Annotated in this window: 6 protein-coding genes and 1 pseudogene; 4 read left to right on the top strand and 3 right to left on the bottom strand. The window is 46.8% G+C overall.

Going from position 1 to position 7,603, the window contains the following annotated elements; all coding sequences use genetic code 11:
* Nucleotides 1–191, top strand: a 191-nt coding sequence (locus tag H6F73_RS26250) for a hypothetical protein (protein WP_206754756.1), incomplete at its 5' end; no start/stop codon positions are given.
* A gap of 104 nt (nucleotides 192–295) precedes the next feature.
* Here the strand turns inward: H6F73_RS26250 and H6F73_RS20605 are convergent.
* Nucleotides 296–520, bottom strand: coding sequence for a hypothetical protein (locus tag H6F73_RS20605; RefSeq protein WP_206754755.1), 225 nt, complete (start codon nucleotides 518–520; stop codon nucleotides 296–298).
* A gap of 211 nt (nucleotides 521–731) precedes the next feature.
* On the bottom strand, nucleotides 732–1,058 hold the full coding sequence (locus H6F73_RS20600) for a hypothetical protein (RefSeq protein WP_190760653.1): 327 nt from the start codon (nucleotides 1,056–1,058) through the stop codon (nucleotides 732–734).
* Nucleotides 1,059–1,086: 28 nt separating this feature from the next.
* Here H6F73_RS20600 and H6F73_RS20595 point away from each other — a divergent pair.
* From H6F73_RS20595 to H6F73_RS20585, 3 genes and pseudogenes are all read left to right on the top strand, one after another.
* A pseudogene (locus tag H6F73_RS20595) lies at nucleotides 1,087–1,911 on the top strand (IS5 family transposase).
* Nucleotides 1,912–2,664: 753 nt separating this feature from the next.
* Complete coding sequence (locus tag H6F73_RS20590; RefSeq protein ID WP_190760652.1) at nucleotides 2,665–2,907, top strand: hypothetical protein; 243 nt, start codon at nucleotides 2,665–2,667, stop codon at nucleotides 2,905–2,907.
* Entirely contained in the window at nucleotides 2,904–6,668 is a 3,765-nt protein-coding gene (locus H6F73_RS20585) for a primase C-terminal domain-containing protein (RefSeq protein WP_190760651.1), read from the top strand. The genes H6F73_RS20590 and H6F73_RS20585 overlap by 4 nt, the downstream gene beginning before the upstream one ends.
* 482 nt (nucleotides 6,669–7,150) lie before the next feature.
* Here H6F73_RS20585 and H6F73_RS20580 read toward each other — a convergent pair.
* A partial coding sequence (locus tag H6F73_RS20580) for a tyrosine-type recombinase/integrase (protein WP_190760650.1) occupies nucleotides 7,151–7,603 on the bottom strand: 453 nt, incomplete at its 5' end.

Below are 7,603 nucleotides of genomic sequence, written 5' to 3'. Positions count from 1 at the left end.
CTGTTACCAGAGATGAGCGAGGCCATGATTCAGGGAGCAATGATTCGGTTAATGTTGCAACGTCTCGGTCAACAGCAGGGATAAGTTTAACAATTTATTTGGAAATGCCCTCTAATACTTCCTACAATGCTCGGGTAGCGAAGCAAAAAGACCATTTCAATCAAATCAATAGCCAGCATAGAACCGGATAACACAATCCCATTCTTACCTTGATGATCATAGCTGGAGAGCATCCACTCAAACGCTTGGCGTCCTACTCCGCAGACATTCTTCGTATAGACCAAGTTATCGCGCATCACTCCTTCAATTGCTGCCCACTCGCTGATGTATTGCGTTTTGTCAGAGTGGATTTTGCGACGCCCCAATTCTGGGTTAAGCCGGTAGAAAAACGAATCCGCCAGTCATCAATCGCTTTTTGGGGAGCTGGATGGGCTGCAATTAGCACCGAATCTGCAGCCGGCACCTGAGTGAGGGGATAACTGATTGATTGAGCAACTGCCGAACTGGAAAAAAGCGGCATGGTAATGAATCCGAGTATCCAATATTTCATCGCACACCTCACAAAGCTACCCTTTTAGCATTCTCGTCCCGCACTGCAAATCTCATCCACTGTAGGAGCCTTGTCAGGGAATTTGTATATTTGGATAGCCTGCACTAACCAGCACGAGACTTCTCTAGTTGAAGTAAAGGCTAGCTGTACTTTTAGGGCTAAGTCGCTATTAAGTTGAATGTTACAAAGGTTCAACTCTTGTAAAAGGATTTTCAATATATTCGATAAATTGCTCTCCCAGTTCCGTTGTCTTGCTCTTTCGAGAACTGAGATGGTTTTCGTTTAAGAGAGAATCGATATCCTCACTGTGTTTAACAGTCTTCATATTTACTTCCTGCTGTCCTTTCCTCCGTCTTGAGGCTGAAGGAAACATTTCCGGTATAAATCCAAAAATAGGCCAAGATAAATCTTCTTTTTCTTCGGTGATATAAACTTCTCGCAAATCGATTAAGAGCCTGTTTCTAAAGAAATGTAAAAGGAAGCAACCAAAGCCAAACTTTTGAGTCAAGCTGAAGTCAGTGGAAAGCCGTACAAAGATGTCTCGCAAAACCTATCCGAGCGACTTAACTGGCAGTGAGTGGAAGTTTATCGAACCTTTGCTGCCGGCCAAATCGGTCATAGGTCATTCCAGACAAGTCGATTTCAGAGAAATTGTTAACGCCATTTTTTATCTTCAGCGCGAAGGCATTTCTTGGCGAGGATTGCCGGGTGATTTCCCGCCTTGGCAAACGGTCTATAAATACTTACGCCATTGGCAAAGACTCGGTGTTTGGCAACAAATTCATGACCAATTAAGAACACAAGTTCGGCAAGTAGTCGGGAAAACAGGGCAAGCGGGTGCCGGTGTTCTCGATTCCCAATCCGTCAAGACGACGGAAAAAATGGGGAACTCTACGGTTATGTTCGCCTTTGGCGAGGCGAAGCCTTAGCCGCTAAAAAGGTCAAAGGACGCCAGCGGGGTGCCCTTGTCGATACACTCGGACTGTTAATCACGGTGATTGTCTTGTCAGCAAATTGTCCTGAGCGATTAGCCGGAGCTAGCCTGGTTCTTTTAACCAGTGTGTCAGCCAGGGAAAACCTCAGAGTCATCTGGGTGGATCAGGGATTTAGTGGAGCGAATTTTGCCCGAGGGGTGAAACAATTAACAGGGGCATCGGTTGAAGTAAAACGCCCGTCAAAGCGCTGGATTTGAGATTTTACCTAAGCGTTGGATTGTGGAACGAACTTTCGCCTGGTGGAATTACTATCGACGTTTAAGTAAGGACTATGAGGTGTTACCAGAAATGAGTCAAGCCATGATTCATGGAGCAATGATTCATCTGATGTTACGGCGGTCAGGAAAATCTCCTGAGCCTACTTAACAATTGTTTAGAGACAGCCTCTTAACGCCATCGTTGAGCTGATCCCAACTTACTTTATAGCCCAAGGATAAATCACATTCTTGCTCGTAGCCATCCAACTCGTCGCTCTACGCTGAGCCTGATGTGTATTGAGCGGTTGCTAACACGAGCAAAATTGAGAACCGCTCAATAAGCAACATGACTGCCACCATTGTGCCGCAATCAGCCCGTAAGCCAACTGAACAGCACCGCTAAGCATAAGGATAAGTAGCAGCCTATCGCGTTAACCCCGATCAATTTACCGTATTTTAAACACCGGACTTGGTGGCTTGGATGTAGAGGGTGTGGCCTTTATAGTCGTGAGCTGCTGCACGCCTAACCTCACAATCGCTGTTTAGCGAGGCAATCGACAAAAAGTTATCAGGAAAACCAGTAATTTCTCAAACTTGCGCGGTGATCCTATAGAATACCTCCAGATTCGGGGATACTAAGTCCCCGGAAAAGAAGCCGAAAAAGAAACGTCCTTCTGCAAAACAGCTAGGGGCTTTTCTGCACTTGCAAAAGCTTTTTCGCCCGAAACCCCCATTCCCCTGTCAAGGGACTGGGCTAGCGCCTTCCAAAAGGTACGCAAACATAAATACATAGAAAAAGCTTAGCAGTTTGGAGAAATTTTGGAAAGGATGTCAATAGGGCAGTTGTCCAGTCCTAATACAAACTAATCCTTCCAGCCCCTGAAAAAGCAGAAGGCACCCCCATCACTAAGGTGCCTCATCCATGAATTCTGAAGATAGCTACAGTACAGGAACTCCACGGGAGAACCGTAGTTTTCAAGAACTTTTCTATACACCGCGTCCACAAGTAGCAATCACCTGCTATCCAAAGATCGGGACTGATCGACTACAGAGACTAGGCGATCGGCTAGCCAGATATAACTGGCAACTGGTGGATGGAGAGCCGGCAGACGCAGCAACAATCCTTGCAACCAGCGCCCGCTCGATTGCTGGAGGTGCTAAATGAAGGCACTACATAGCAAGGAAGCCCTCACCCAATTTCTACAAGCTATTGATTTCACCGGCGAAATCTGGCTCAAAGCTTCATGGGATTTTCAAACCTCACCCCCAACCTGGTGGGCAACCAAGAAAAATGGCGACCCAGTAAATTACGTCTACACCGGCATCGTCACCAGTACCAGCCTCTCTCTTGCGCTCTGCGAATATGCCGGCACTGACGAGAAAGACAACTCAATCTGGAAGCCCACCGACAAACATTACACCGACGGCTTTGCTCACGCTCTAGATTTAAGTCACGCCGGCGCAACGATCTACTTTTACCCCAATCAACCACAGGGCGGCATCAGCAACGCTCATGTTACCGGCACCCATCTTGTTTTTTATGAAATTGATGACTTGCTTCTAAACCAACAGTGGGAAGCCCTCAACCAACTGCAAGAGCGCACAGGATTAGAGCCGACAGCCGTCGTATTCACCGGCGGCAAATCCCTACACGTTTATTTCCGTCTTGAGGAAAAAATTGACCCCCAGCACTGGCTCAGACTTAACCGCAAACTAGCAGTTATCCAGAACTCAGACCCCATCATCTGCAATGCCGCCCGTGCGATGCGCTTGCCCGGACTGGTGCGGCGCAAACTTATTGATGGCAAACTAAGTGAGCCGGCACAAATCACCCTAGAGCAGTGGAGCAATGCCACTTACTCACCAGAAGATTTTGAAGCCGCGCTCAACTCCACCGACTTATTCCCGCACAGCCTCAGTGATGAACGGTGGCGACAGTGGCAAAAAGCCAAACGAAAAAAAGCAGACACTTCAGCAATTCTGCAAAAACCAGAATCCGACCTTTTCCCTAAATCTCAATACAAGCCGGTTGAGCATGAGTTTACTTACAACGGCTCAACCATCCCTCTGGAAATCTGCCTTTCCAAAGACGATCGCGCACTCATAGCAGCGGGTGCCGGCGAGGGCAACCGCGACAATGCCGGCTACAAACTTGCCCGAAACTTAATTGGCACAGCCAACCAGCTTCTCACCTTGGGGATTCGCTTCGCCAACGACCCCCACCAACTTTTCGAGGAATATTGCAGCCGATGTACCCCTCCCCTCCCCCCAAGAGATATCGAGCGGATTTGGCGTTCAGCCAGTCGTGGCACCCCTTCTGCTAGCCTTCCAGATGAAGCGCTTCAAGCGTGCATTGCCGCTTACCAGTGCCGCCAAAATCAGCCGACACGCAAATCCAAGCCTGCAACCATTAACCGGCAACAATGGCTTGAACGATTTGGATTAGATCAGCAGCGAGGATACTTAGGCCAGCAGCTATCAAGCTTTTTGCGAAAAATCACACGCAGAGCACAGAAGTTTTGGAGTGCATACAATACCAAGCGCTGCAATAAGCAGCCAGTATTGCCAGCCTCAGAAAAAACATCGAGCGCGATTGTGCTGGCACCTTGGGCCAAGCATTTACGCCTAGTGGCTGGCAAACTACGTCTAGCTTATGAACCAGGAAATCTCCCAACCCCTGAAGAATGGGTCAGACTAGGCCGGCCTAAGATTACCTACGGTAACGGTCAACGGCTCAATGTCTGGGCTGAAGCCCAAAAGAAAGGATGGGCGAGTGTTTATGATCGCAGCCTCACCGGCTTTGGTAAATCACACGATGCCGGCAACATTAGCTTAGGAAAATTTTACAGCCAATTTAATCGGGTTTTTTACCTGTCTGGAGATGCGGAAAATCCGACAACTGCTAGCGTCGAGAGAGAATTCACAAAGCTCGTGGCTCGACACAACGGACAAGTTTATGACCATTCACACCGCACCGCACTTGACAATCCATATATTCGCAGAGCGAAGGGCGAAAACCCTGACATTCCCAGCAACTGTCCCGAAACTGAAACTTTTCATCTTTTGAGCGAGGGGAAAGGATTTGTAGCACATGGAGGTAAGAATTCTGCCATCTGCGAATCCTGCCCTTTATTTACTAATTGTGGATTCTTAAATACCCGTTCTCAGCAACTAGAAACTGAGAATTTCTTGAGAGCGCATCCAGATCAAATGCCGACTCCTAAAAATACGGATATTGGCATTATTGATGAGCCAAGCAAGACCCTGGCTATCAATAAAACTGTGACCTTTAAGTGGGATGAAATACTAGCAAGTTGTCGAGCCATTTATCAGCAAAACCCATCCCTTTACGAATTAGTCTATCCCATTGTCATGGACTGGGCTGACAAAATCAATCGTGCCGAAATCAATCCTCGTTTTGGCTTAACTCATGTAGATGCCATTAAACTATTAGCCCAAGATTTATACCAGGCTGATACTGAGTGGCTTAATACTCCTGATGTTTGGGCAATGCCTAGCCTGTGGGAACTGGCGGCTCAATGCGATGAGGTACTGCAAGGCAATTTGCATGAAATTCTCTCAGGCCATCTTTCGCCAGCACAAAAACAGACTCAAATAAAAGAGAAATTTTTTGTCAGATGGTTTAGCCAAATCGTTAACATCCTAACCAACAAAGACCGCTATGCTCATATCACTTTTTATGCAGATGGGCGAGTAACAATTAGCCGACGCTACAATCGACACCGCCATGTTATTCAGGGGTTCGGGTTTAGAATCTTTCTTGACGCCACCATGTCTAAGTCTGACTTATGCTCACGAGCTAATCTTGACCCTGATACAGTTTTAGAGGTAGAGCAAGAGATAGTTGAAAAAGCTTTTTCAAACCTCACTATCAATTTAATTAATGACATTGGCGCTTACTCGAAACAGTGGGGGAGTCAAAACGAGGAGGAAAGTAGCATCTACTCTGCGGAAAACCGATTTGCAGCCGCTTTAAATAGCATCAAAGCAAAACATCCCGGCCAAAAAATAGGTCTTATTGGCCCTAAAAATCAAGTTTACAAATATTCGGCTGATGTTATCGGCCACTGGTTTGTTGACAACCGGGGCAGTAACGCTTTTGCAGATTGCGATGTCATTGTTGGGATGGGAAAACCTTTGGCAAACCTCAACGCCTTGGCTCAGCAATATCAAGCCCTCACCGGCATTTCTACCCATCCGACCCATCTCGGTGGCAGGTTTTGGGATTGGGTAGACCGGCAGGTGGCAAGCGAGGATTTGCAGCTGGTTGGGCGTTTAAGAGCACATCTCACCCCAGATTGCCCCAAAACTGTTTATCTTTTAGGGCAACGCGGTGGACAAATGCCGACTCGGCTGCAAGAGTTTTTCCCTGGCGCGGCAGTCAATATCGTTGATGCTTACGACATCACACCGGCAGCGGCTAAAAAGGGCGTGCAGACGGCGCGTGCGATTGCTGAGCTGATGTGGACTTCTTTTAAAGGCGGCATCACCCCAACTTGCCAGAGCGTCGCCTCTCAATTAGGTGTGACCCGCCAAGCTATTAGTAAAGCCGCAAAAACCATAGTGCCTGGGGGTTTCAGTGCGTTAAAGCGGTGTCAACTTTTTCTTTTAGACGTTTTAGAAGGAAAAGTTGACAAGCAAGAACTAGATGGAGAGAACCTGGCTATTGCCCGAACCTTGATGCCGGCGATGGTTGCGGATTTAGATGCCGGTGATTCTAGTCCCAACGAAGTCGCGCATGATCTAGCAAGTCTACTCGAAGGGTATGGAAGTAAAGTATTTCGGGCAATTTTGGCAGAAGTGCCGGCTTACATTTTGCCCAAGCTTCTAGCCGTCACCATAGATGCGCTAGGTCTGACTCCTTACATAGATATAGATATAGGGCGATGTTGGGACGCAGGATAATAAAAACTAGGTATCTCTCACATTGAGCATTCTAGGCATTGCAGCCCGGTCAATTTCTTAGGGAATTTTGACTGTGGGCTAATTGTCTATTGCCGTCAGCCCAATAAGCCCTCTCAATATCAATGCGTTTTTCCTGCCTGCTGCTTACCCCAACTCAGGTTAGCTTTAGCACAATTTTCTGTTCAGTTGCTACTGGTGAACTTACAAGGGGTTTACGAACTGGCTATGTCGCATTGCTCAGCACCTTGATTACTCGCCAACCCGCAGAGCGTCCTACTCGGCCTAGAAATAGCGAAGCTGACACCAGCCGCAAAGTAGTAGTTAAAACCCTTTCCAGGTCGGGATTACAGCCTTTTTTTCACTGAGACCGCACCGGGTCGCTGGGTCAACACTCAGTTAACCACAGCAGAGTATAGTCACTACTCTCCCTTATATAGCCTAGATGCTCAAAAAGTATATTATTTATGCAGCTTTAATCTAATTCAATTAGACATCCCTGATTCGATAGAAGTCAGAATGTTAAAAGCCTTTTGTGCCACTTCTTCTGCCCGCTGCGAAGTTACTTTTTGATATCTTAATGTAGTCTGAATCTTTTCATGACCCATCAAAGCTCGTAATTCTTCAACAGACATTAACCCTACTCGTTCTGTAGCGAACGTATGTCGCAAATCGTGAAGCCGAATACCTTTTAAGACGGAACTTTGTGCCGTCAACTCACACCAAGTAGCATGAACTCTGCGATAAGATAAGCGCCTAACCTCTTTAGGGAATGGATTTTGTGCAGTAAATAATGCACTACAACCTGTATTCCTATAAGACTTAATATATTCATCTAAAACTTTTGCAGCATCCTCACTATAAAAACACCATCGTTGTTTGTTTCCCTTACCCACCACCTGAAATTTACGCGCCGTAGTATCTATTTGCTCTAAATC

This window comes from Microcoleus sp. FACHB-68 (assembly GCF_014695715.1).
Lineage (GTDB): Bacteria > Cyanobacteriota > Cyanobacteriia > Cyanobacteriales > Oscillatoriaceae > FACHB-68.
This window is presented reverse-complemented; position numbering and strand designations above follow the sequence as displayed.

Coding starts and splice junctions, on each gene's coding strand:
- H6F73_RS20605 (WP_206754755.1), bottom strand. CDS start 520: ATGCCGCTTTTTTCCAGTTCGGCAGTTGCTCAATCAATCAGTTATCCC.
- H6F73_RS20590 (WP_190760652.1), top strand. CDS start 2,665: ATGAATTCTGAAGATAGCTACAGTACAGGAACTCCACGGGAGAACCGT.
- H6F73_RS20585 (WP_190760651.1), top strand. CDS start 2,904: ATGAAGGCACTACATAGCAAGGAAGCCCTCACCCAATTTCTACAAGCT.